This window comes from Pseudidiomarina sp. PP-1MA (genome assembly GCF_041200125.1).
Classification (GTDB): domain Bacteria; phylum Pseudomonadota; class Gammaproteobacteria; order Enterobacterales; family Alteromonadaceae; genus Pseudidiomarina; species Pseudidiomarina fusca.
The window spans coordinates 1,006,788-1,029,323 of the sequence record NZ_CP165718.1 but is presented as its reverse complement, the minus strand read 5'-3'; the positions used below and the strand labels follow the sequence as shown (position 1 = coordinate 1,029,323).

Sequence of the window (22,536 nt, the reverse complement as noted above, 5' to 3'; positions counted from 1 at the left end):
TACAAGGACCTCTTATGTTGCCATCTCAATTTCTGTTGTCGCCTGTGGCTTGGGCTAGCGGCTTAGTACTTGCTGGGAGTGCGCTACTTGGCTGCAGTGCTGGGCCAAATTCGGTTGCTGCCGAAGCATCGCCAGCGCAAGCAGTGACTGCAGCGAACACGCTGGTGTTAAGCGACCAGCCGCGTTACCAAGTGAGCCCTTATCCTGAGCGTATTACCTTATTGCCGGGCGCTGCTGCTAGTAGTTCAGCTCAAGTAACTTGGCGTACCAACAGTTCAGTTACCGAATCTTTGTTGCAACTCGCTGTGGCAACGCCGTCACCAGGATTGCATACGCAGGCCAAGCAACTGATAGGCCGCTCAATAAAGCTCAATAGCCCCAATGGCGAGGCCCATCATCATCGGGTGCAACTCAGCCAGTTGCAGCCTGATACCCTCTATGCTTATCGGGTTAAGGGACTGAACACTTGGAGTAGTTGGCATCAGTTTAAAACCCCAGCGGCAGACTTTAAGCCTTATACCGCACTCTATTTTGGTGATGCTCAAAATGCGGTGCTTTCCCATTACGCAAGAACCGTACGCGAAGCACTGTTAACCGCACCACGGGCTAAAGTGATGCTGTACGCAGGTGATTTGGTCAATTCGCGCGATGGAGTTCATGATGATGAATGGGCCGAATGGTTTGCTGCCACCAGTTGGATGGCGGGTTCGATTTATCAATTACCAGCGGCCGGTAATCATGAGTTCAGTAGTGACGATGATCAACCTATCCGTTATTTGCTGCCGCATTGGGTGGCGCATTATGAGGTTGCCGGAAATGGTCCAGAAGCTTTGTCCGACACCGTTTACTACAGTGATGTGCAGGGCGTTCGCTATATCGCGCTAGACTCTACCGAGGCGTTGCAATCAGAGCAATTGGCACAAGTGCAAGCACAATGGCTAGAGCAGGTGTTAGCCAATAACCCAAACCGCTGGACGGTGGTTTTTCATCATCATCCGATGCATTCAGTCTCGATGGGCCGTGACAATCCACCCCTGCGTAAGTATTGGCAGCCTCTTTATGATAAATACCAAGTTGATCTGGTCCTGCAAGGCCATGATCATACCTACGGCCGTGACCATCAAGCTGCCTCAGCTACCGCTACGGATAGCCAAGGGCCGGTTTATGCTGTGTCTGTAGCTGGGCCGAAAATGTATTTGGTGAGTGAGCAGGCGCAGGCCACAATGGACCGTCTAGGCGAAGATACCCAGCTATTTCAAACCTTAGAATTTCATCAAGACCGGGTGAAATATCAAGCCTTTACTGCTACTGGTGAGCTCTATGATGCGTTTGTCTTACATAAAACCGCTGCGGGTAAACAGGTTGAAGACCTTCAGCCAGCCACGGCTGAGCGTCGTTGTAGCAACCCAAACAAACCTAAACCTCATCGCTGTTGGAATGGCACAGATTTAATTCACGCCCCAGCAGCAGCTCAATAACCGTGAAATAAAAACCCCAGCCCTGCATGAAACGCAAAGCTGGGGTTTTCGGCGCCAGTAACTTAAGGACAGTAACTTAAGGACATACCTTAAGGTTGCGTCACTAATTTCAGGATCTCTTGAAGCGGCACTAACTTGAGGTTTTGTCCCGCTTCTGGCTGCCAATTACGCCCGTCTTGAACTAAAAAGGCGCCCTCTTTAAAGCCCTCGCCAAGGGATAACGAGGTCACTTCAATACCATCCGTTTCAGAGGCTCCATCGATACCGAGTTCTACGTTGGCGCGGATCCGAAATTGGCTTAACATGCGCCATGGCGCCTGCCCTTCAAATACCAGATAGCTATCATTGCCTTGGCTAGACACAAACAACAGCGGCTGCCCATCATGATAGGTGAAGGCGAGCCCCTCAATATCATCGACCAGCTCGGGATGTTGGTCTACTTGGATAATCCTTTGCCCCGTTGTGCCAGCTGTTGCAGCAGCGTCAAACAGCCATACGGCGTGGTCTTCTTCGCCGACAAAAAGACGCTGGGTTTGGTCATCCACCACACAGCCCTCTGGTTGGGTGGGCACCTGCATGGTTCGCACCAAGCTGGCACGCCAACCTTGCTGATGTGGCTGCACTTGGTAGTGCTGAATTCGGCCAGACTTGCTATTAACGTACACCGAAGTAGTGTTATCAGCCGCGTTATAGCCCATGCATAAACCATAAATCTCATTCAGATCGGTGGCGATGTTAGCTGCGACACTAAACTCACCGTCATCTGAGATATCAAACAGTTGAATGCTATTGTCGTTGCGTAACGAGGCGGCCGCGAGCTGCCCACGAAGGTCGACATTATTCAAACGCCCCACCAGTAACTCTTGCACCAGTTGCCCCTGCATATCGTACACCATCAAGCCGATCCGCTTATCTGTGGCCACAATTCGACTCAGTTGTGGCTGCAGCGGATGCACCCATACTGCTGGATCATCAATCGCATCGCCGCGGCGACTCGCTGGTGTGGTTTGTAACCCTGCCGCGACCTGGGCAATCTGCGCTTTAGTTGCTCGCGGTGGTTGCGCTTGGGCAGGCTTGGTCAAGCTCAGTTGGGTACTAGCACCCGTGTCTTCATTGCTTACCAACAGTTTACCGTTAGCTAGAACCCGAATATCCTGTAACTCCTCAAACTTATCTATGGGATAAGTTTGCGTGAGCTGATACCCGGTTTCTGTAACTCGGTATTCAAGCAATCGCGGTGGTGCTTCTTCTAGCGCTAGCAAGCGACCGTCGGCCAGTACTTCCAGTGCTTTTAGCTCGCCCTTAATAGCGCCAAAAGGATATTTGGCGGCAATTAAATCGCGTCCTTGATCCGCCTCTGGCTCTGCATGATAGGCCCAGATAGCTTGATCGCCTTCTGCTATTAAGAGCTGATTCTCATGCAAGGCGCACGCAGTGGCATCATAGGGCACACTAAATTCACGCAGCACCATGGGCGTTGATAACCAGTGTTGATCTTGCCGCAACAGCCATTGTTCAGCGCCACCACGCCCCCCTATCAAGAAAACTGAAAGTTGCCCATTTTGTTCGCTTTGATAGAAGCAGATATCCTCAACCACGCGGGTGGTCACCTCGCCTTGCCACACCAGTTGCGCGTCTGCTGGTGAGCGTGCCGCAGGGGTTTGTCGCCACAAGTGCAATTGTTGGGTATCGCCATCCATGGCGCCCCACAACTGTTGCTCTGAGCCTAGTGCATGGCTACGTTTTAAGGGTAATTGTGATACCTGCTCTGGCAAGGCTTGTGCCTGGAGTCCGCTGCTACCGGCCAGCCATAGGGTCAAAGCTAAGGTTAATTTGTTCATCGTATAAGACATCGTTATCACCAGTTTGTAATCTGCAGGCCAAGGGTAAAGCTACGTCCGTAGGTTTCGTATTGGGCGTTGTAACGGCGTTGTCCGGTGTACACGTAATAGCTTTCGTTGGTGATATTATTTGCCGCGAACGACAAACTCACATGCTCATTAACGAGATACTTAGCGGAGAAGTCGACGGTAACGTTGTCGTCTTCATAAATATCGTAGCGGCTGTCTTCGATGTCACCTAGCTCTAATAAGTACTTAGATTTGTAGTTGGCTGCTAAGCGTAAGCTAAGGTCCATGGTTTCATAGCCCAGCGCAATGTTGGCGGTGGTATCCGATTGGCTAGGTAGCGGGATATCGCGCGTCATCAAGCTGCCGTCAGCCAACCAATCTACGGTTGCTTCTGAGTCGGTGAAGGTTAAGTTGGTATTGATTAAAAAGTTATCAAGCCAGTTTTGATAGCCCGAGAACTGATGCACTAAGTTGAGTTCCAACCCGTAAACCCAGGCATCATCACCATTGATATAAGTGATCGCTTCGTCAAAGTTTTCAAATCCTGGGCGCCCCGCCACATCGGCCTCGTAGACGAAGTTTTTGATATCTTTGTAGAACAAAATAGCTGACATCACACCGAGATTTTCATCGTAATGCTCAATGCCTAAATCAAGGTTAGCCGAGGTTAAAGGCTCTAGATCTGGGTTACCAAATTCAGCTTTTAAGTCGCCATCATCATTTTCTAAGTAGTAGCTTGGGCGTATTTGCTCAAAGCTTGGGCGCACCATACCACTGCTGTAGGCAAACCGAGCAACGGTGGCATCACTTAGATCATAGCGAGTGACTAAGCTAGGTAGCCAGCGGGCATTGCTGTAGCTTGCGGTTAAGGCATCAAATTCACCCGACTCATCGTTGTAACTGTTGCCGCGTGCAACCCGCTCATCGTATTCATAGCGCGAACCGACAATCACTTGCCATGCATCGCCCTGAATATCTGCCATCAGGTAACCGGCGGAGATATCTTCATCAATGGCGTAGCTAGAAATCGCAGATTCTACGTCGTCTCTAAAGTCTTGCATGGCAAGTGGCTCTAGCATCTGCCACAGTGCTGCTGCACTAATGCCTGGGCCAAAATTATCTAGCCCGTAATCAACGTCAGCACCAGCATAGTCAGCTAGGCTTAGGCCGCTTACTCCTAAATCAGCAAAGTCTTCAAAGATAAAAATATCTTCACGCGCAGTTTTTTCGCGCTGACTCAGCTTAACTCCGCCCTTAAAGGTCACTTGATAGCTGGGTTGCAACCAGTTGTAAGCCACATCAAGTTTGACATTGTTTTCGGTTTCTTCGGTGTCAGCATCGCTTACTTCAACTTCATCTAACTCATAGCCGGCCGTTGCATTAATAGCTGCCGGGCCTTGTAGAGAGAGTCGTTCACTGCCTTGATAGCTGAGGCCATCGGCAAATTCTTGTTTGAACTGAGCGCCACCGATAGCAAAGGGTTGCACTTCGCTGGCTTTGCTGGTGCCGCCTTCAAGTTGCAGGGTCCAATCGCCAACACGTTGTTCCGTACCCACCACCACAGCAGTGATCTCTTGGGTTTCTTTACGATCTTTCAGCTCTCGTACTATTTCACCGGCGCCAGCAACACCCGCTTGCATTGGGTCTGCAAATTCAACGATACGTCCTTGGCGAATCTCGGTGTCAGCAAACTCGCTGTATAAACTACGCAAGTAATAGTCACCATCTGCTGTAGGCCGAAAATCTAAATTCAACGCTAAGCCGGTGCGCTCTCTATTGACCGCATAGGCACGTTGCTCAAACTCTTCTAAACCAGCTTCATCGAGGTCCCAGTTTCCGCCAGTTTCAACGTTATCGGTGGTAAATGAACGGTCATGGTAACTGGCCGCTAACGCAACCCCAAACACCTTGTCTTGTTGGCCTAAACCAAAGGTATTACTCCAAACACCAGAAACCTTCGGATTGGTCTCACTGGCTTGCTGGTTGTAGCCAAGATCTGTGGTGACAGAGTAGAAAGCACCGTCACGATCAAAAGCTGTCATACTTTTTAGCTCGATGTTACCGCCCAAACTGCCAGCAGCCATGTCGGGGGTGAGAGTTTTATTCACCTCAATCGATTCTAACAAGTCACTCGGTATAACATCGAGGGCAACGGCTCGACGTCCTGCTTCAGGTGCTGCTAGCTGGGTGCCGTTGTAAGAAACTGAGTTTAAATCTGGAGCTAAACCACGGATCCGAATAAAACGTCCCTCACCTTGGTCGCGCTCTACCGACAAACCAGGAATACGTTGCAAGGCATCACTAACGCTATCATCCTGCAGCTTACCCATATCGTCTTTTTTCACGACGTTGATGATACCGCCTGCATCGCGCTGCTGCTGCACAGCTTTTTGCAACGCCTCGCGACTACCTATCGTTAACACCTCTTCGATGTCGTCGGTAGCTTCAGGTGCGGTTTGTTCGGTGCTGGTGGTCGTGACCGGAGTTTGCTGTGCCAACACAGGTGCTGCGACTGGTAGACCGCAGGCTGCAGCGATCAGCCAAGCTAGATAAGATGGTTTCATAGCAGTAACTTTCCTTATGGTTAATTCCTAGGGTGAGTGACTGGTGAACAGTCGTAACTGCCGGTTACTATAAGTGGCTGCTATGACAAACTGATGCGCTTAGCAAGGATGGAATGAGCTGTTTGGATGGGGTCTTTTTGGGTCAGTAGCCGCAGCGCTTGTCACATCTATGTAAACAAGGCTGGTTAAGCTTGGCCACATTAGCTCACCGGCAAGCCAACCTTTAGGTTATCAACCATGCTGCAATTTATGTCGCAATCCTTGGCACCAACATCCATTCAATCCAGCCTACAACGCTATCGGCTGTTTGCTTGGTTAGCCTTGACCAATCTCCTCTGTTTGTTGTTGGCAAGCTCTTTAGGTGACTTAAAAGGGCTAGCTAGGGTCGACCTGATTGATTTACTCGGTGAGGGCTCAAGCCTGCTGATTATCCTGATGGTGCTTACCTTAGTGCTTAGCGCACGACCGTCTGGGCGAGTAACTCAATTGATTTTCATCGGCGGGTTATTACTCACGGCTTCCATGAGTTTAGATGTGCTAGACGAGTTCTTTGCTTATCCCGAAGAGCTACGATTAATGAGCTGGCTCGAGTCGTTGCCCATGCCGCTCGGCTTTGTAGTGATTGGCCTAGCCGCTATCAATTGGTTTCGCGAAAGTCAGATTATCCAACGCCAACTGCACTTGCGTGAACATCATTTACGCGAACATAACTGGCTCGACCCGCTCACCCTGCTTTATACCCGGCCTTATTTTCAGGTAGCTTTACAGCGTGAACTGGCATTAGCTGAGCTTCAGCGCCATCCTTTGTGTTTAGTTGAGTTAAATATTGTCGGATTTGCGCGCTTAAATCACCAATACGGAGCGGCACGCGGCGATCTCATTTTACGTGAGCTTGCTGACCTCTTATTATTGTTTAGTCGTCCGCAAGACACTGTGTGCCGGGACAATAATGACAGGTTTATGTTGATCTTACCTCACTTCAACACAACTGCGGCACGACGTTGGTTGGACACCACCCTGCCCCATTTACACCGTGAATTGAACAAAAGCCTGCCCCTACTTAAAGTGCAGTTAGCGGCCAAAGTGATACCGCAAGCCGCAGCTGCCAAATTAAGCGTCACCAACGAGTATTGTCATGGTATGGCACGCAGTTAATCAACCTCGATTATTAGTTAATCCGCTGCTGCACAGCTTGCTGCCATTAGCGCAACGACGTGGCGTTTTACCACCCCAGTTGGTACGCAAAACGTCGCTCGCTAAACAGACTCTACCGGCCAGTAATTTACGCGTAAGCCCACTAGATTGGTGGCAATTGTTACAGAACGCACAACACGCACTACCCAATTCAGAACTATGGCAGTTGTTAAGCGAAGACCTTATTCAACAAAGTTACAGCCCGCTGGTGACGGCCGTCACCAATGCTCCTACTTGGGGGCAGGCTTTATACTGGCTAAAACGTTATCAGAGTTTGCTGCTACCGCTTGAGTTTGCCTTAACCGAGCGCCATGGCGACTACCTCAAGCTAACGCTATTACCGCGACTAGGAGAGCGACTGTTACCGCGCCTAGGAGGGCTGGCGGCGCCGCAACTATTAGCTGTTGGGGTGTTGATTAATTTGGCCAGAGCCCACCAAGTGGCGGTGGCCGAATGGCACATGAGTTGGCCCTTGGCAGCCGAGGTGGCACTCCCCAGCGCTTGGCATAAATGGTTGGGATCGATTCATGCGGGGCCACTGCTAACGTTGCACCTACCCTGGCAGCAGCTATCCCAAGCTCAGCCCCGTGTAGCTGAGCTGCAGCCAGCACTAGCACAAGCCCTATCTTTCTGCCAGCTGCAACATCAGCACGCCCGTTACCAGTCGCTGTTAGAACAGGTGTTGCGCTGGCTGTTAGTTCGTATCAGTCAACAACAGGTGGTTTCTATTGAGCTGTTAGCGCAGCACTGCAATCTCAGTGTATCCTCGTTAAAACGAGCTTTAGCGCACCATGGTAGTCATTACCAAAGCTGCGTTGATAGTATCCGCCAATTACGCTTGTTGCAGTTGCTGCAGCAACACCCCTATAACAATACCGAGCTAGCCCAGTTGCTTGGCTACGCTAACCCCAATAATTTCAGGCGTGCTTGCAAGCGCTGGCTGGGCGTCTGTCCCGATCATATCCGGGCCAATTTACAGCCGCTTTTTACCTGACGACTAAGGCACCATCATCCAGCGCAGCATGTTAGCGCTTTGGTCGCTTGGTAACCGGGTTAAGATTGACTCATATAATTGGATGGTCGCCTGACAATGGTTGGCGTACCCCACTCTATCGCTACCTAAGTTCTGTAGGTACGGCAGCCAGTCGTCAAGGCCTTCGAGCACTAGCGGCAAATCGTTTTCGGCGCCTTCGTGGTTGATGGCCACGGGCTCTTGGTTTAAGCCGTGGCTGAGCAATGAGCTGACGGCTTGATATTGATTATTAAGAAATTGCTGATCAAAATGATTGGTAAAGACGATGTTGCCAAAGCTATCGGGATAAAGCACCTTCATACACAAAATCGGCTCTTGCTCAACCAAGGCGCGGTAAATATCCAATTCGGCTTGCATATATTCAATCACTACCTTATCAGGGACCGCCAGCAGAGCATTAAACTTCAGTTCATTCACGTAGTTGGCAACCTGCAGCTGAATCTCAGAAAAATCCGCGCCAACTTGGTACAAGCTCACAAACTCGTTTAAGATCTCTTGATACACCTCGGGAGCTTGCTCGGCGATGGTGATAAAGGGCGGCAATTGACTAAAAGCTTCATCGGCGAGCTGATAGGCATCCGTTACCTGACCGGCGTGTTGATTGCTGAGCTTCAGCACCAGTTGGCGTAGCGGCGCGACCGCGGTGACGACGCCATGCTCAATCAGTTCATCGATGGTGGGATACCAAAGATCGTCAGCAGCTACCAGAAACATCGACTGGACAAAGTTTTCACTGGCGCCGGCTAGCCGAAATAACTGCATGTCATCGTATTGTTGAAGCTTTAAATCAGCTTCTTGCGCCGCCGTAGGGTTTTCCATCGAGTATTGATGAAAAGCTAAGTTAGCACCGGGGGCAAGGTACCGAGCATAGCCGCCAATAAAAGCCAAGGTGCAAGCCGAAGCACAATACTCGCTAACATAGGTATTTAGACCGTAATTGCTGATAACTTCGCCTAACTTGCGCCCTTCTGCAACTAAACCACCCTCGCTATTTAAGGCTACCACTTGCACTAGCGGAGCTTGTGCTAATTGCTTATCCACGTAGTTGGCAAGCCCGCGGTCCAAATATCCGTTAACAAAGAGCACATGCCCAGCGTCATCCAAACGTACTTGTTCAGTATCAAACGACTCAAACCAATCGCCGTCTTCGGCCGTAAACGCCATCAGCACCGCGAGCAATACAAACAACAGCGAACACCAACCCAGAAAAACTAAAATTTTGGTGACTATGGCCCAGCCATAACGACCCGTTTGTTGAATATGCCGGCGAGCTGAGCGCCAAGTACCCACAAGTTGCCACACACTAAGTAGGATGTAGGCCAGCACCAACACCAACATCCCCACCATGATGGCGCTATCGCTTGGGAAATAACCTGCAACTTCTGCCAATGCAACCAGCACCACCAAGCCCACCGAGGACAGGATATTGAGCACAATATTAACCACCACCAGGTTAATCCAGAACGCGACTGCCAAGGATAATTCACCGCGCCAATGCTTTGCTATGTAGGTCATCAAGCTGCTCCGTGAGCCGTTATTAGAGGGTCGAATGCATCGATATTCTGTTAGCAGTTTGCTAACTATGCAATCTTTTTTAAACAAAAGTGTTAAAAAACCTAGGCTTGCGATTGTGTTTTTGAGCCTATAAAAATTCCCATCGATTATTTGCAAATGATAATAATTCGCATTAAGATCCGGCCAGTCTAATAATCACGTAACTCGAGCGTTCATCGCGAACGCTCTCCGGCCGCGCCTTTTGGTTTGGAGTAAACTATGCCTGGCACTAATTATCAATCTGAGCTAAAACAGCCGCCTCAACCCACCGCTCGGTTAGCCCTGTGGAGTCTTGTTTTATTACTCTGTTTACCTATTCTGATGCCGCTGCTACTGGCACTAGTGAGTGTCCTCATGAGTTTGGTATGGAGCACCGATGCGCATGCCCAAGCCTTAATTGCCATGGGTACAGCCCTACCCGGTAACCAGCGATTTGGTGATTCCATTTAGCTTATCTTCCGCAGAAGAAGATGCCATTATCGCCTTTTTACATATGTTATAAAGTTGATTTCTGTCTAGTTTTTTTAACAAATAGGCTGGCAAAACTAGTCTTGATGACGTACTATGCCCGCCCCTATAAAAACAAAAAACGAGATGTAACATCATGAAAAAGTTCACTATTGCAGCAGTTTCTGCGGTTATAGCTAGCACTCTTTTAGCTGGCTGCGGCAGCACCTCGAAGCCTTACCAACCTACCCCCGAGCAACAGGCGCAAGCCCTCAAAGCACAACAAGCCTTTAAAGAGCGCTTGATGGCCGGTATGTTGGGCATGAAACAAGCCGCTCAGGCAGCTCCTGAACCAGCACCAGCGGCACCAGCAGTAGCTTTAGCCGAACTCACGAACGAGCAGCTGTTAGCGGCGATTGCCGAGATTGATGCCGACGGCGGCCCGGCCACGTTTTCTCTGAATCAACAAGGCGAACTCTATATTAACGGGCAGGCCTATATTGATCTGGATGGCAGCATCAGCTTGGTTGGCAGCGATGATTTGAGTGGCTCTTTTGTGTACTCGGTGGTGCTTGATGACAATACCCTCTTATTAAAATATCACCGCGCTGGTAGTAGTGCCGCCCCGCTCCATTTTGCCACTATGACCATCAGTAACAGCGGCTACCGGCTCACGACTGTGACTGGTTTAAACGCCAGCGGCAGTACCTTCATGCCTACCTCTAAAGGGGTTATCTTAAAACGCTCAAATGCCTTGATAAGCTACGAATTTGGCCAAAACTTCAAAACTGTAAGTTTACCTAAAGACTTCAGCCCTACGCCGTTTCAGCGCGGCGATGTGGGTAGCACGCGCTTGGTCCTGTTAGAGCGTCATGAAGATTCTGCCGGCGCAGGCCAAGTTGGCCTCATGAGCGCGTTTCAGGTGCTTGGTGTAGGCCGCGATGACGATTACCTGCTGTTCAACATTGATGATGGTACCAAAGCCGTGTTGAACATGAACTCAGATCGTAAAAATCAGACCGCATACAGTCAGTGTCAACGACAAAACGACTTTGTTCGTAAATGTGCCAAATCACACAGTTATGAGAGCCTTTATACGCAGCTAGGCACCAAGAATCACTTGCACTATTTTTGGGCTGTGGATTGGTTTAATACCCCGGCAGGCCCGATGGGAGTGTATAACTCTGGCTCGAAAGTCAGCTTGGTTGACCTGCAAGGACGCAAAGAGTTTGTCCTGTTTGAGCGTATGTTAGGGGTGAACGAATTCACCGTGAAACGCGACCTTGAGCAGAATAAGATTGGCCTGAGTGTGAAGCTAGGTTTAAGCACTGAAGAGATTGATGATGTGGTTGAGCACTTAAGCACCCAAATGCTCGAAAGCACACCGATGCGTACCATGCTTTAACTCATGCTTTAAACCATGCGCTAAATTAAAAACCAGCTAAGCTGAAATAGCACTTGCGCTATTTCAGCTTCTGCTCAATGATTAAACATATCAATTAATATGTAACTCCATGGAGCAGTTATCGTGAGCATCTCTTCAACTTCATCTTCCCATACTTGGCGCTTTTTTCGTTCCGGCGGATTTGATCAAGTGGTGATTAGCCGTGGCGCTGATTTAGAACACCTCAGCGAGTTAGACCAAAAATTATGGACAGTGTTGAACTGTCCTACCTTAGGCTTAGAGTTTGATGCTGCCACAACTTCGTTATTAGATACCGATAACGATGGCCAGATTCGGGTACCTGAGTTACTTGCGGCGGTACGCTGGTGCTGTGCTCGGCTGGTGGATAGCAACTTGATGTTTGCTGAACCAGGTGTGCCGTTAACTGCATTAAAGACCGACGATACCGAGGGTGCTGCCTTGTATGCGGCAGCTCAGCGCGTGCTGACCTACTTAGATAAGCCCAGCGATGCTGCTCTGACGGTGCAAGATTTTCTTGATACCACCAAACTTTATGCTGCCGACCATTTTAATGGTGATGGTGTGGTGGCGCCTCAGTTGGCGCAAGATCCGCAACTACAGCAATTGATCCAAGACATCATCGATTGTTTAGGTGGCGTTGCCGATCGCAGTGGCAGCCAGGGCGTGAACCAAAGTTTGCTCGAGCAGTTTTTTCAGCAAGCAGCAGCTATTGTGGATTGGCAACAGGCGGGGAATACAGACGATACAACATTATGGCCGTTAGGAGCTGAAACACCAGCGGCAGTAGCAGCACTGGAACGGGTGCAAGCCAAAGTGGATGACTATTTTGTGCGCTGCCAGTTGGCCGCTTTTGATGAGCGCGCTGCTGCTTCGTTAAATCCTGATACCGGCGTGTACGGTAGTTTAAGTAACCGCGCTATTGCTACTTTAGATACAGAATTGGCTGCCCTGCCCTTGGCCACCATTGATGCTGCCGCAGCATTGCCATTGCAAACCGGAGTAAACCCAGCTTGGGCTGATGCCATGCAACAACTACTGACCCAAGTGGTCGAGCCACTGTTAGGTACTGAGCCCACTCGCACCCATCTTAGCCGGGCTGACTGGACTGCAGTGCAAGGTTTATTGGCACCATGGCAGGCGTGGCAAGCACAGCGCCCAGCAAGTGCGTTACATCAACTGTCCGCTGAACGCCTGGCTGAGCTGGCTCAAGGCCATGGCCAAGCCGACTTAGCAGCTCTTATTGCTGAAGATGCAGCCATTACCAGTTTTGCTGAAAACGTGCAGGCACTCGAAAAATTATGCCGTTATCAGCGCGATTTGGTACAACTCCTGCGTAACTTTGTTAGTTTAAGCGACTTTTATCAGCGCCGCCAAAAAGCTATCTTTCAGGCCGGTACCTTGTTTATTGATCAGCGCAGCTGCGAACTCGTATTGCGAGTAGCCGATGCTGCTAAACATGCCAGCATGGCCTCGTTCAGTGGTTGTTATCTGCTTTACTGCACCTGCACCCGTAAAGACCAAGCCCCGCTGCAGATCGTTGCCGCACTCACCGCAGGAGATGTCGATTATTCGATGGCTGCCGGCCGCAATGGGGTCTTTTATGATCGCCAAGGCCGCGATTGGAAGGCAACGGTTACCAAGGTAGTGTCACAACCGATCAGCGTGCGCCAGGCGTTCTGGTCACCCTACAAACGATTAGCTGCTTTTATTGAGACGCAAATCAATAAATTTGCGGCTGCGCGCGATAAAGACATTGATAGCAAAACCAGCGCCGGCATCACTCAAGCGAGTACTCAGGCAAGTGCTCAAGCTACTGCCAAAGCCCCAGCGCCAGCTGCTAAAAGCAGTTTTGATATTGCCAAGTTTGCCGGTATTTTTGCCGCCATTGGTTTGGCGTTGGGTGCCATTGGTACCGCTTTAGCCGCCCTCGCTGCTGGCTTTTTGGCGCTGCCGGTATGGCAAATGCCACTGGTATTGCTAGGGGTGATGTTATTGATCTCTGGCCCATCAATGTTGATGGCTGCCATGACCCTGCGCCGTCGCAATTTAGGCCCGCTGCTAGATGCCAATGGCTGGGCAGTGAATACTCGCGCTATCATTAATATCCCGTTCGGGGCGGCACTCACCGGGGTAGCTAAGTTACCAGAGCACTCTGAGCGGGCGTTAGCCGACCCCTACGCGCAACCACGCACGCGTTGGGGTTTTTGGCTATTACTGGTAGTGACTATCGTTTTTTGCGCCTACGTGTGGCACTTTGGTTGGCCGCTAGGATTGCTGTAATGCTTGTCGGGCTTGCTGGTCTAGTTCGGCCTGTAAGCCCGGCTCTAACCGTAACTGGCGCGCTAGTTCTTGTAAGTAGCTACGCTCCATAAAGTTTTGGGTATCTACCGCAAACACGCTAGCTAAATACATTTCTGCCGCAATTTCTGGTGAACTCGCTTGCCTCGCAACATCGCTAGGATCAAGCGGCTTAGCCAGTTCAGCCTGCAACCATTGTTGGGTATCAGCATCGGTTTGTAATTGGCCTATTTCTTGGTCAATCAGCTGCCGTTCGCGCTCGTCAATATGGCCATCAGCTTTAGCAGCACCAATAATCGCCGTTAAAATTGCCACACTGTGAGTTTCTACTTGTGCCGCTGGCACACGATCAATGGTCTGTGCAGAGAAACCTTGCGGGTTGCTGTTGGGGTTGCTGGTGGTATTGCTCTGTTTTTGCTGGTAATTGTTATAAGCTTTGTAGGCAAACACCCCAAGCGCCGCGAGGCCACCATAAGTGAGTACTTTACCGCCAAGTTTGCGGCCTTTTTTGCTACCTAAGAGTAAACCCAGTGCTCCGCCAGTAACCGCACCGCCACCAAAACTATCAAAGAAGCCACGGCCTTGACCTTTACTGGCCGAATTATTCGAACTACCAGACCCTAATAACTGCTCGAGCAAACCTTTTGTATTCATACGCTATCTCCTGATGATCTATACCTTTCGACCTTAGTTAGCGTAAAAAATTCAGCCGGCTAGGATCAAACCCAAACAAACTTGTCGTTACTTAATTGCTGCTCGCCGTCAAAGCGATAAGCCGCTAGTACCCCGTCACCACTAGGATCGGCAACGGACCAATCTACGCAGGCAATCTGTGGAGATTGTAATTGTGGCCGACCACGCATCCAATAATGCCCAATAAATAGTGGTTTGTGCTGGTCATAACCGGGTAGCTTACCTGCCTCTATGGGGCCGTCGGGCAAAGTCTCGAGTGGTTCAACCCCAAGTGCCAAATCACGGTAATGCTGAGTGTCCGTCCGCCACCATTGAGTACGAATAGCAAAGCGCCGATGATCACCTTTATCAACAAACGAATAGCCGGGTGGTAAGCTCACTTCCCAGCCTTTATTCATCACTTCGATGGCATCATACAAGGCGTGTCCCTTGCTGTTAGCTGCAATCCAAGCCGCTTCCGTCAATACCGCTTGGGCATCACTATGGGCATCAATGATAGCTTTAGATGGCGCATGCCAACAGGCATGAACCACTCTTAATGCCGGTAGGTCGAGGTAAACAGGTAAACTTCTAAACCAAGCTAAGGTACTGGCATACCAAGCTTTATCTTGTTCTGCTTCAGCTAAAAAAGCCGCATGTTGGCGGGTATGATTAGCATTGTGCGCACGTAAAAAGCCGCCGTTGCCGTCACTGAGAGTCCAGGCTACTGCATTTAATTCATGGTTGCCTAAAATCACCTGCGCCTGCCCTGCGTCTTGCATGGCACGAATAATATCAACGGTTTTGCGCTGTTGTGGGCCACGATCAATCAGATCACCAACCGAGATCAGGGTTCGCTCGGGATGCCGCCAGGCACCCTGACGCAGCTGATAGCCTAGCTTTTTTAGCAAGGCTTCAAGCCGGTCACCATGACCATGAATGTCACCGATCACATCAAACATCAATGCTATATCCTCAGGTTTATTAGGTTAAGCGAGCCAATGAATTATCTTCTAGCACGCTGCTTAAACTGCCGCCACCCCCAAAAATAGATACCCGTTAGCGGTAAAAGTACTAACGCTAAGCCGCCCATGAGCACGACTATAAACCAGCCTAAGCCACCCACTGCGGCAATATGCACAGGAAAGATCATCTGGCTTACCTGATAGCCTCGGCTATCATAGCGCAGATCGTAAACACTCGTCACTGCCCCTGTGTTCGCATCAAATTGCACGTGACTACGGCCGTTTGGATGCCATTCACCAGGAAATGTAAGCCTCATACTAAGATTCGATAAAGACACCAATTGCGGTTGATGCTCTGGCAGTAATTGTTGTGCACGCTCAAAGCGCTGTTGCCAGCTGTGCGCAGCTGCAACTGTGTGCCATTGCTCTGCTGTTATCGGTTGTTGCTGCTGGCTAGGCCACAAGGCTGTTAAACCAGAACTGACGTCAGCAGCATACATGATGGCCGTACCGGTCAGTATGCCTACCAACAAAGGCAAAAAAAGTAGACTACCAACCACCTTATGAAGCTGAAACAAGGTTGCGGCAAAGCCTCGTTGCCACGGCCATACCCAGCGCACACTTAATAATCGTCGGGACCAATGACGTGGCCACCAACGAATAAGTCCGGTTATGAGTAATATGAGCCCTGCTATTCCCAGGTAGCCGAGCAAATCTTTGCCCAGATCATGCAAGAGCAAATGGTGATGGAACTCTACCATCACGCTAATCCAATCACCTAAATAGGGGCGTGCTAAGATGTGCTCACCTTGATCATTGTAATAATGCCGAGCCCCACTTGGCATGACAATTTCAAGCCACGGATTGGCATCACGCGGCAGGTAAGCATACCCCTCTTGATAACGATCAAAGACCTCGGCTGCAGTCGCTTGTGTTGGTATTTGCTGTAGCTTGAGTTGTGGGTAAGTCCACTGCAGCAGCTCTACTTTGTACAACAGTAAGGTACCCGTCAGCGCGACGAGTACCAACCATAAACCAAAGAATAACCCAAGCCAGCGATGCAGCTTAATTAGAATTGATAGAACCAATTGACACTCACTGTACGGCCACGACCAGCAAAGTTGGTTGCATCTGCACCTGCTGTTTGTGCGTAATAAGTTAGATAGAATTCATCCAGTAAATTCTCAATACCTAACGTAAAGAGGCCATATTCTGGAGTATCATAATTCATTTGTAGATCAATCGTTTGGTAGCCATCAAAGTTATTGATTGCCTGAGCTCCTGAATAAATATCACGATCAAACAACGTATTTAACTGCAAACGGGTATTGATTAGATCGCTCCACTGGTGCTTCCAGCTTAGGTTTAAACGCCGAGGTGCGATATTACGTCCGCCTAACTTGGTATCAACGACATTGTCTGCATCACTGTCGTATTTACCATCGGTATCAGCGTAGTTCAAATCAAAGCTAGCGGCGTTTGATAATGCATAGCTTGCTGAGAACTCGATACCATCAATTTCAGTACGCTCGCGGGCCACAGAAAAAATACCATCCGCATTCGGTTGCAAACGTGCTCCTAAATCTGACTCAGAGGTAAAATAACTCAAACTTGCACGAAGATCTTGACCGCGATACTCAATCCCTACTTCACGGTTATCTGCAATAACCGGCTGCAAATCCAAAAAGCTATCAACACTTAAGTTGGGCGTATCAATACCGCGCAACACGCGACCCACGTCTGGCATGCTAAAGCCTTCAGAGTAACTCGCAAACACTCGTAGAGCGTCATTGAACTCATACACCATACCGAGGTTAGGAAGTAACTCGTTAAAAGATGGCTGCCCCCCTTTAACAAAACTGCTGTTGTAGGCATATAAGGTGGTGAAATCATCTACTTTTAGCTTGCCATATTCGTATCTCAAGCCACCACTTATCGTTAGCCCGTTTTGTTGATAGCGCAGCTGTGCAAAAGGTGCCCAGTTCACAAATGCAGTTTCTGGTACCCATTTACGCCCCGTCTGCGCGAGTTCCTGAAAGGTTTTATCGTTTAAATAATCAAGACCTGCACTTACATCTATGGGTACAACGGTACCGGCATTCCAGTTCATAGTTAAACGTGAACCAAACTTATTCGAATCATTACGTGACTGATCGAAAATATCATCACCATAGGCAGGATCTTGGAAGGTACCGTAGCGACCACCACCGTATAACGCAGAGAAGTCTTGTAGGAATACTTGCCAGTTTAAATCGGCACCTAACACAGATTTATTTTTGTAGGTTAACGTGGCTGTAGTGACCTTGTTCTCAGCTGGATCACCTTCACTGGGTTGCTTCACTGAGACAGCAGCTAGCCCTTCGGTACGATCACCGTTCACCGGCGAAAAGTCACCATTGCCTTGTAAATTAAAATGATTAACCATCAATTCTAAATGCTGCTGGTCATCGATGCGGTAACCTACTTTAGTGAACACATCAAAGCTTTCTGAGTCTTGCGTATCGCCTTGGGTTACATCAGTACCAATGAATTGTCCATTGCCGTCCACGTACATGCCGGTGCTACGCAACTGTACGCCTGCAACCACCTGCCAATCATCTGCGACATGGCGGGTTAGGTACCCGGCGCGATAACTTAGACCATCGCTAAATTCGTCGGGTGATGTGGTTAAACCAGCAACAAACTCTTGGTCCGAACCATTTGTTGCTGATTTAGTCACAATATTGATGATACCACCGCTAGCCCCCATCCCTTGGATAGCACTAGCACCATGGATAATCTCAACCCGTTCAATCATCAGCGGATCGATGGTGTAGCTTGCTCTTGAGCCATTTCGCAATGGATTTGATTGCGGTACACCGTCAATGAGGTAGAGTGGCTCACGCCCACGCAGTGTTTCTCCAGCACTTGTTAACTTTTGCCGTGATGGCGAAAAAGCAGGAACTAAGTTACCTAGTACATCTGATAATGAATCAGCAACTGCTAGTTGTTCGCGAATATCCTCGCCATCAATCACAGTAACCGTTGCAGCAATACTACTGGCGGGTTGTGCGGTACGAGTTGCAGAAACCTGTATCACTTCTTGAGCTGCAAGATCTTGTGCTTGTGTGGACGTGGTTGTCCCAGCTAAAACAGATGTGATTGCTAGAGTTACAAGTGCTAGTCGCATGAATTATCCTACCTCAAGTAAAAAATTTGAGGTAATGATAATGATTCGCATTTATTCCGTCAATATCATTGTGCGTCTAACTTTCTTTGCCGGCCAGCGGTTCAACGTAATGTAAATGCATATCCCAAGGAAAATGAATCCAGGTTTCTTGTTCAAGTTTTGCCACAAAGTCATCGACTAAATCCATACCCGCCGGCTTTGCATAAACGGTGATAAATTTCGCTTTCGGAAAGCGCGTTCGTAAGAACTTCAGGGTATTACCGGTATCCACTAAGTCATCGATGACAAGAAAGCCCTCGCCATCCGTGGTGGCGTTCACATCTTTGAGCAAACTAATGTCGCTGCGTTGACTGGTATGATCGTACGAGCTGACACAAACTGAATCTACCACACGGATATTCAGCTCGCGCGCCAGAATAGCTGCCGGCACTAAGCCGCCTCTAGATACTGCAATGATGCCTTGCCACTGCTCTGCCGGCAATTGGCGTCTGGCCAGTTCTTTGGTGGCGCGGTGGAGTTCTTCCCACGATACAAAAAATTCTCTATTGGTGTGGCCGACCATCGTTTTCATCCCTTTATTTGCAAATAATAACGCCCATTTTAGCGGATTTCTGTCCGCAAGCTACCTAAAACTATGGTAACCTTGCGCTCATTAGCAGCTAATTTTTAAGTTTATGGAGTCACTTGTTTTATGCCTCGTGTTATTTTTATTGATGCACAAGAGAACCAATTTGATGCAGATATTGCGGTGGGCGAAAACCTCATGCAAGGTGCTGTGGATAATATGATTGATGGAATTCTTGGTGAGTGTGGCGGCGTGATGAGCTGCGCAACTTGCCATTGTTACATAGAACCACAGTGGCAAGCACTTATTCCACCGCCATCAGAGCGAGAAGAAGATATGCTAGATATGGCCATCGAGCCTAACGAACATAGCCGCTTAAGCTGTCAGATTAAAATCACCGAAGAACTCGATGGCTTGGTTGTAAGATTACCTAAATCTCAGTATTAATTACGATTAAACCCCGGCGATACGTACCAACACTTGGTCATGATAGCCGCAGGTGACGGTTTGCAAACCGGTCAACTCTTGATCTAACTCCGGGTCGCCCGTATCTACTAACAGCGGGCGACCGTTTAATTGCTGCAATTTGCGTTTAGTTGCCACCACAATTATATTCTCAACCCCCACGTGACGAATCACAGCTGGGCTAAGTTGTTGATTACCGCGACCAAAAATATGCCCCTGCCCACCAATCACGGTAATGACTAGCTTCACGGGGCCAGCATGCTCGGAAACTAAAGCTTCTAGCTGTTTGGCCGTCACATCTTGTGCTAACAATTGACCAGCAGCAATCACATCCACGCCGAGCAAGGTATTTGCTAATCCTAACTCTTCCATCACTGCGGCTACAGTGGAGCCTGAGCCCATAATGTAGAGGGTGTCATCTTCCATGCTCTCAATGACATCAGCAGCAATATCAGCAAGCACCAATTCGTCGCTTTCTTTACCGCCCATTTTTACCGCTTGGATGTATTGTAACTCAGCTGGCACCATCATTTCGCCGTAACGCTTGGCTCGCACCGTACCAGCGCGAAAGGCTTCTTCATCAATATCCATGACATCGGCGCGAGTTACCGACGTTAACTCACCACTCACCAGCTTCTGTAGAACTTTACCTGCGGCCGCTGGGCTAATGGCATACACGCCGGAATGAATTTTTACCCCTGCTGGAATTCCTAACACGGGGCGATCATCAGGATACACTGCACAAATATCGCGAGCCGTGCCATCACCTCCGGCAAACAACAACAAATCTACCGGCTGTTCAGTCGCAAACATACGTGCCATAGCTTGCGTATCAGCGGCAGTAGAAGGCTGCGTACTCGGGTGGTAAACCACTTGATGAGGCAAGTCCAGTTGCTGCAAAACCTGTTCGCCGAGTTCGTCACTACCACAATAGAATTGCACTTGCTCAGAGCAAGCTCCTAATTGCTTCAATGCCTGCATGGTACGTTGCTGGGCTTGTGGCTGAGCCCCTAGGGCCAATGCTTGCGCAGCGGTTGCAGCACCATCACTGCCTTTGAGGGCGACACTGCCGCCTAAGCCTGCCAGTGGATTGATAATCAAGCCAATACGAATCACATTACTTGAAGTCATGAGTTACAACAGGTCTCCTTGGTTATGCTTAGCAACCACTGCAGGCTGAGCTTGAACCGGCCAAGGTTGGCCATAATGGTTAGCAAGGGCGGCCGCAAACTGTGCAGCTCGCTGCGGCCAGCCGTTTGCCACGTAGGCATTAAACTGAGCCCGAACGTTCTCGGTAAAAGCATTTCTATCTATCTCGGCGCCGCTTTCGAGTGCGTTTAAATTATCCACACTCACCTGAAATTTACGCCCCGAGCAGACACAGAACAGCCATTCAATGGCCTGCGGTTTTACTTCGACTTGCTCAAACAAGCGCTGCTGCTCTGGGGTGCGACCATCGGGTTCGTACCAATAGCCGTAATCAAATTGCTGGCGACGGGCTTCACCGGCAATGCACCAATGCGCTATCTCGTGCAGTGCCGAACTAAAGAAGCCATGAGCGAACACGATTTGATGCGGCTCACCGTCCGCGCCTGGCTGATAATATGGTTCGTCGGTACCTGCTACCAAGCGGGTTCGATAGCTGTCAAAAAAACACGCTTCAAAGACGTCAATAAGTGCTAGATAATCGGGCTCGTTGGCCCTTTGTGCTAGTGTCATCATCTACCACTCATGCTCAACCGATCGTTGGTAAACTGTGTTTTACATCAGCATTTTGAGCACGATGGCGTAACCAATGGTCCATGATCACCAAGGCGGCCATTGCTTCAACCACTGGCACCCCGCGAATACCAACGCAAGGGTCGTGGCGACCACGAGTGACTATCTCACAAGCGTTGCCGTTTTTATCTATGGTGCTACCCGGTTGGGTAATACTCGAGGTTGGCTTAAAAGCTACGTCGGCAATCAAGGGTTGACCGGTTGCAATACCACCTAGCACACCGCCCGCATGATTGCTGCTAAAGCCCGCGGGGGTTAACGCATCACGGTGTTCGCTACCGCGTTGTGCTGCCACAGCAAAGCCATCACCAATACTGACCGCTTTTACAGCATTAATACTCATCAATGCCTTGGCTAAATCAGCATCCAAGCGATCAAACACGGGCTCACCTAAGCCTACCGGAACGCCTAGTACTTCTAATCTAACCCGCGCCCCAACCGAATCGCCCTCTTTTAGCAATTGCTTGAGGTACTCAGCAGCGGCGGCTTCACAATCGCTATCACCGCAGAACAAGGGGCTATTGGGCACCCGCTGCCAATCGAAACTAGCCGCCGTTGGGTCGGCATGGTGAGGGCCTATTTGGGTTACCGCTGCTCGGAAAGTGATCCCTAATCGCTGGGCCAAATAAAGTTGCGCCACGGCACCAGCTGCAACGCGCATAGCCGTTTCACGCGCCGACGAACGGCCGCCACCGCGATAATCACGCTCACCGTATTTGTGTGCATAGGTATAATCTGCGTGGCCGGGGCGAAATTGGTCTTTAATAGAGCCATAATCCTGGCTACGCTGATCGGTATTATGAATCAGTAATCCGATCGGCGTACCTGTGGTTCGTCCCTCAAAGACCCCTGATAGAATTTGCACCTGATCCGCTTCTCGACGCGCGGTGGTATAACGACTTTGCCCAGGCCGGCGTTTATCCAAAAAAGGCTGGATATCGGCTTCGCTAAGGGCTAATCCTGGCGGACAGCCATCAATGATCGCACCAATTGCGGGCCCATGGCTTTCACCAAAGGTGGTGACTCGAAATAATTCGCCCCAAGTATTAGCAGCCATAAATCCTCTATTACCGAATG

Annotated in this window: 18 protein-coding genes; 7 read left to right on the top strand and 11 right to left on the bottom strand. The window is 49.6% G+C overall.

Going from position 1 to position 22,536, the window contains the following annotated elements:
• The first annotated feature begins 14 nt into the window (after nt 1-14).
• A complete protein-coding gene (locus AB8S08_RS04810) occupies nt 15-1,478 on the top strand; it encodes a fibronectin type III domain-containing protein (protein ID WP_369743900.1) in 1,464 nt (487 codons plus the stop codon).
• 89 nt (nt 1,479-1,567) lie between these two features.
• Here the strand turns inward: AB8S08_RS04810 and AB8S08_RS04805 are convergent, their stop codons facing one another.
• Together AB8S08_RS04805 and AB8S08_RS04800 are read right to left on the bottom strand one after the other, a co-directional pair.
• Nucleotides 1,568-3,319 carry a phytase gene (locus AB8S08_RS04805; protein ID WP_369743898.1) on the bottom strand — a complete coding sequence of 584 codons (1,752 nt, stop codon included), beginning with the start codon at nt 3,317-3,319 and terminating at the stop codon, nt 1,568-1,570.
• A gap of 17 nt (nt 3,320-3,336) precedes the next feature.
• Nucleotides 3,337-5,892: a TonB-dependent receptor gene (locus AB8S08_RS04800; RefSeq protein WP_369743896.1), complete on the bottom strand. Its 2,556-nt coding sequence runs from the start codon at nt 5,890-5,892 to the stop codon at nt 3,337-3,339.
• A 237-nt stretch (nt 5,893-6,129) separates the two neighbouring features.
• Between AB8S08_RS04800 and AB8S08_RS04795 the strand changes: the two genes are divergently transcribed.
• Together AB8S08_RS04795 and AB8S08_RS04790 are read left to right on the top strand one after the other, a co-directional pair.
• The gene (locus tag AB8S08_RS04795; protein WP_369743894.1) at nt 6,130-7,047 is read left to right on the top strand and encodes a GGDEF domain-containing protein; all 918 of its coding nucleotides are present in this window, start codon (nt 6,130-6,132) and stop codon (nt 7,045-7,047) included.
• The gene (locus AB8S08_RS04790) at nt 7,028-8,080 is read left to right on the top strand and encodes a helix-turn-helix domain-containing protein (RefSeq protein ID WP_369743893.1); all 1,053 of its coding nucleotides are present in this window, start codon (nt 7,028-7,030) and stop codon (nt 8,078-8,080) included. Before AB8S08_RS04795 ends, AB8S08_RS04790 begins: the two co-directional genes overlap by 20 nt.
• Before the next feature lie 3 nt (nt 8,081-8,083).
• Here the strand turns inward: AB8S08_RS04790 and AB8S08_RS04785 are convergent, their stop codons facing one another.
• Nucleotides 8,084-9,634: a hypothetical protein gene (locus AB8S08_RS04785; RefSeq protein WP_369743891.1), complete on the bottom strand. Its 1,551-nt coding sequence runs from the start codon at nt 9,632-9,634 to the stop codon at nt 8,084-8,086.
• Between the two features lie 258 nt (nt 9,635-9,892).
• Between AB8S08_RS04785 and AB8S08_RS04780 the strand changes: the two genes are divergently transcribed.
• From AB8S08_RS04780 to AB8S08_RS04770, 3 genes are all read left to right on the top strand, one after another.
• Nucleotides 9,893-10,123 (top strand): hypothetical protein, encoded by a 231-nt coding sequence (locus AB8S08_RS04780; protein WP_369743889.1) that lies wholly within the window; start codon nt 9,893-9,895, stop codon nt 10,121-10,123.
• Nucleotides 10,124-10,277: 154 nt separating this feature from the next.
• Complete coding sequence (locus AB8S08_RS04775) at nt 10,278-11,525, top strand: hypothetical protein (RefSeq protein ID WP_369743888.1); 1,248 nt, start codon at nt 10,278-10,280, stop codon at nt 11,523-11,525.
• A gap of 123 nt (nt 11,526-11,648) precedes the next feature.
• Nucleotides 11,649-13,826: a hypothetical protein gene (locus AB8S08_RS04770; protein ID WP_369743886.1), complete on the top strand. Its 2,178-nt coding sequence runs from the start codon at nt 11,649-11,651 to the stop codon at nt 13,824-13,826.
• Here AB8S08_RS04770 and AB8S08_RS04765 read toward each other — a convergent pair.
• The 5 genes from AB8S08_RS04765 to gpt form a co-directional block, all read right to left on the bottom strand.
• Entirely contained in the window at nt 13,812-14,498 is a 687-nt protein-coding gene (locus AB8S08_RS04765; protein ID WP_369743884.1) for a tellurite resistance TerB family protein, read from the bottom strand. The genes AB8S08_RS04770 and AB8S08_RS04765 overlap by 15 nt on opposite strands.
• A gap of 65 nt (nt 14,499-14,563) precedes the next feature.
• On the bottom strand, nt 14,564-15,478 hold the full coding sequence (locus tag AB8S08_RS04760; RefSeq protein ID WP_369743883.1) for a metallophosphoesterase: 915 nt from the start codon (nt 15,476-15,478) through the stop codon (nt 14,564-14,566).
• Between the two features lie 44 nt (nt 15,479-15,522).
• Entirely contained in the window at nt 15,523-16,569 is a 1,047-nt protein-coding gene (locus tag AB8S08_RS04755) for a PepSY-associated TM helix domain-containing protein (RefSeq protein WP_369743881.1), read from the bottom strand.
• Nucleotides 16,551-18,650 carry a TonB-dependent receptor gene (locus AB8S08_RS04750; protein ID WP_369743879.1) on the bottom strand — a complete coding sequence of 700 codons (2,100 nt, stop codon included), beginning with the start codon at nt 18,648-18,650 and terminating at the stop codon, nt 16,551-16,553. The genes AB8S08_RS04755 and AB8S08_RS04750 overlap by 19 nt, the downstream gene beginning before the upstream one ends.
• A gap of 76 nt (nt 18,651-18,726) precedes the next feature.
• Entirely contained in the window at nt 18,727-19,212 is a 486-nt protein-coding gene (gpt, locus tag AB8S08_RS04745; RefSeq protein WP_110076310.1) for a xanthine phosphoribosyltransferase, read from the bottom strand.
• 129 nt (nt 19,213-19,341) lie between these two features.
• Between gpt and AB8S08_RS04740 the strand changes: the two genes are divergently transcribed.
• Nucleotides 19,342-19,662 (top strand): 2Fe-2S iron-sulfur cluster-binding protein, encoded by a 321-nt coding sequence (locus tag AB8S08_RS04740; protein ID WP_369743878.1) that lies wholly within the window; start codon nt 19,342-19,344, stop codon nt 19,660-19,662.
• Between the two features lie 6 nt (nt 19,663-19,668).
• Here AB8S08_RS04740 and AB8S08_RS04735 read toward each other — a convergent pair whose 3' ends face one another.
• The 3 genes from AB8S08_RS04735 to aroC are packed head-to-tail and all read right to left on the bottom strand — an operon-like array spanning nt 19,669 to nt 22,516.
• Nucleotides 19,669-20,811, bottom strand: coding sequence for an ATP-NAD kinase family protein (locus AB8S08_RS04735; protein WP_369743876.1), 1,143 nt, complete (start codon nt 20,809-20,811; stop codon nt 19,669-19,671).
• A gap of 3 nt (nt 20,812-20,814) precedes the next feature.
• Nucleotides 20,815-21,402, bottom strand: coding sequence for an elongation factor P hydroxylase (locus tag AB8S08_RS04730; RefSeq protein ID WP_369743874.1), 588 nt, complete (start codon nt 21,400-21,402; stop codon nt 20,815-20,817).
• A gap of 13 nt (nt 21,403-21,415) precedes the next feature.
• Nucleotides 21,416-22,516 (bottom strand): chorismate synthase, encoded by a 1,101-nt coding sequence (aroC, locus tag AB8S08_RS04725; protein WP_313932624.1) that lies wholly within the window; start codon nt 22,514-22,516, stop codon nt 21,416-21,418.
• Nucleotides 22,517-22,536 lie beyond the last annotated feature (20 nt).

Coding starts and splice junctions, on each gene's coding strand:
- AB8S08_RS04810 (WP_369743900.1), top strand. CDS start 15: ATGTTGCCATCTCAATTTCTGTTGTCGCCTGTGGCTTGGGCTAGCGGC.
- AB8S08_RS04805 (WP_369743898.1), bottom strand. CDS start 3,319: ATGAACAAATTAACCTTAGCTTTGACCCTATGGCTGGCCGGTAGCAGC.
- AB8S08_RS04800 (WP_369743896.1), bottom strand. CDS start 5,892: ATGAAACCATCTTATCTAGCTTGGCTGATCGCTGCAGCCTGCGGTCTA.
- AB8S08_RS04795 (WP_369743894.1), top strand. CDS start 6,130: ATGCTGCAATTTATGTCGCAATCCTTGGCACCAACATCCATTCAATCC.
- AB8S08_RS04790 (WP_369743893.1), top strand. CDS start 7,028: ATGGTATGGCACGCAGTTAATCAACCTCGATTATTAGTTAATCCGCTG.
- AB8S08_RS04785 (WP_369743891.1), bottom strand. CDS start 9,634: ATGACCTACATAGCAAAGCATTGGCGCGGTGAATTATCCTTGGCAGTC.
- AB8S08_RS04780 (WP_369743889.1), top strand. CDS start 9,893: ATGCCTGGCACTAATTATCAATCTGAGCTAAAACAGCCGCCTCAACCC.
- AB8S08_RS04775 (WP_369743888.1), top strand. CDS start 10,278: ATGAAAAAGTTCACTATTGCAGCAGTTTCTGCGGTTATAGCTAGCACT.
- AB8S08_RS04765 (WP_369743884.1), bottom strand. CDS start 14,498: ATGAATACAAAAGGTTTGCTCGAGCAGTTATTAGGGTCTGGTAGTTCG.
- AB8S08_RS04760 (WP_369743883.1), bottom strand. CDS start 15,478: ATGTTTGATGTGATCGGTGACATTCATGGTCATGGTGACCGGCTTGAA.
- AB8S08_RS04750 (WP_369743879.1), bottom strand. CDS start 18,650: ATGCGACTAGCACTTGTAACTCTAGCAATCACATCTGTTTTAGCTGGG.
- gpt (WP_110076310.1), bottom strand. CDS start 19,212: ATGGTCGGCCACACCAATAGAGAATTTTTTGTATCGTGGGAAGAACTC.
- AB8S08_RS04740 (WP_369743878.1), top strand. CDS start 19,342: ATGCCTCGTGTTATTTTTATTGATGCACAAGAGAACCAATTTGATGCA.
- AB8S08_RS04735 (WP_369743876.1), bottom strand. CDS start 20,811: ATGACTTCAAGTAATGTGATTCGTATTGGCTTGATTATCAATCCACTG.
- AB8S08_RS04730 (WP_369743874.1), bottom strand. CDS start 21,402: ATGATGACACTAGCACAAAGGGCCAACGAGCCCGATTATCTAGCACTT.
- aroC (WP_313932624.1), bottom strand. CDS start 22,516: ATGGCTGCTAATACTTGGGGCGAATTATTTCGAGTCACCACCTTTGGT.